Source organism: Endozoicomonas sp. ONNA1, assembly GCF_024606325.1.
Lineage (GTDB): Bacteria > Pseudomonadota > Gammaproteobacteria > Pseudomonadales > Endozoicomonadaceae > Endozoicomonas_A.
Genome location: NZ_JAHHPN010000504.1, coordinates 1 through 1,601 on the forward strand (window position 1 = coordinate 1; position 1,601 = coordinate 1,601).

A 1,601-nucleotide genomic window follows, 5' to 3' on the forward strand; every position below is an offset into this window, starting at 1 on the left:
AAGAATGCTAAATCTCTATTGACTCACAAAAACGCATACCATTCTGGACAAAAAACCTGTGAATGGATAGTGATTGGGGAGGATGGTCAGCAACGGCCATGCGGAATGGTCTGCAAGAATGCTCAAGCCGTGTGGAATCACAAGATCGGATACCATTCTGAACAACAAACCTGTGACGTAACCGTGGTCGAGGAGGATGGTCAGCAACGGTCATGCGGAAAGGTCTGCAAGAATGCTTCCGCCCTGAGGGGGCACAAAAGAAGAGTCCACACCGGGCAACAAATCTGTCGAGTGATCGTGGTCGCGGATGATGGCCAGCAGCGGCCGTGCGCGAAGGTCTACAAGTGTGCTAAAGCCCTGGCGGATCACAAAGCCAAATTTCACGGCAAGCAAAAAACCTGTAACCTGGCAATAGTCGGGAAGGATGGCCAGTCGCGGCCATGCGGGAAAGCCTTCAAGAATGATCAGGCTATGTCATCTCACAAAAGGAAATTTCACACCGGGCAAAAAACCTGTGACGTTGAGGTAGACGGGGAGGGTGGCAAGAAGCAGCCATGCGGGAGGGTCTGCCAGAATGTCGGCGCCCTGACGAGTCACAAAAGAATCGCTCACACCGGGGAAAAAACCTGTCACCTGTCATTAGTCGGGAAGAATGGCCAGTTGCGACCATGCGGGAGAGTCTTCAAGAATGATCTGTCTCTGTCAAGTCACAGAAGCGTAATTCACTCCGGGCAAAAAACCTGTGACGCTAACCTGGTCAGGGAGGATGGCAAGAATCAGCCATGCGGGAGGGTCTGCCAGAATGCTCGCGCCCTGTCGAATCATAAAAGAATCGCCCACACCAGAGAACAACTCTGTGACATGACAGTGGTCGGGGAAGATGGTCAGGAGCGACGATGCCGGAAGATCTGCAAGAATGCTAAAGCTCTGGTGGATCACAAAAGAAGACATCGAAAACGCATGTCTGTTCGTGTGGATCAGGATAATGAACCCAGCCCTGAAGAGGGTAAATTGAAAAGGGAGAAAGTGAAATAAGTGTGATTACCGAGGTAATTTAGACGACAACTCTTAGGTAGAGATCTCTGACCGGTGCCCGCTTATTTTCATGACGAAGATTTTACATGTTGAGACCAGACAGGTTGCAATGACTGGCGGTATAAAACGTAATTATTTTCTTGATCTATCCTTCCTCTCTGTAAACCAGAATGCAAGGATAGAATTATTCAGTATTCACTCCTTACGGCAACATTGTGGTTGCTACTGTCATTGTCTGTTATCTGTCAGGCCGAACCACTGACAAAACGTTTTATTGTCGAGTTTGCACAGAAAACAGCTTCTCCAAACCAGAGCTTTTCTATGAAGCGTGAGCGGCGCAGATTGTCCGACAGTCCGTCAATCATTGCCGACACAAACCGCTATGTCAGATCAGATTTGCAGCCTGATGATGAGCTACAAAGGGCTCGCGGCTGCGGGGTGAAAACGACCCTCATTGAATCGATGGCGTGGCAATCGCTTCATGCTATGAATCTGCTGATGGCTTATGAACTGATCCTGACCACCAAAGACACCTCTCTGAGCACCAATCCTTATTCATGGATACC

The 1,601-nt window shown here is 49.2% G+C and carries 2 protein-coding genes; both read left to right on the plus strand.

The window, feature by feature from the left end; translation table 11 throughout:
* Positions 1–1,035 (plus strand): hypothetical protein (locus KDK19_RS11445; protein ID WP_257291996.1); only part of this gene is annotated, 1,035 nt, incomplete at its 5' end.
* A 219-nt stretch (positions 1,036–1,254) separates the two neighbouring features.
* Positions 1,255–1,601, plus strand: a 347-nt coding sequence (locus KDK19_RS11450; protein ID WP_257291997.1) for a hypothetical protein, incomplete at its 3' end; no start/stop codon positions are given.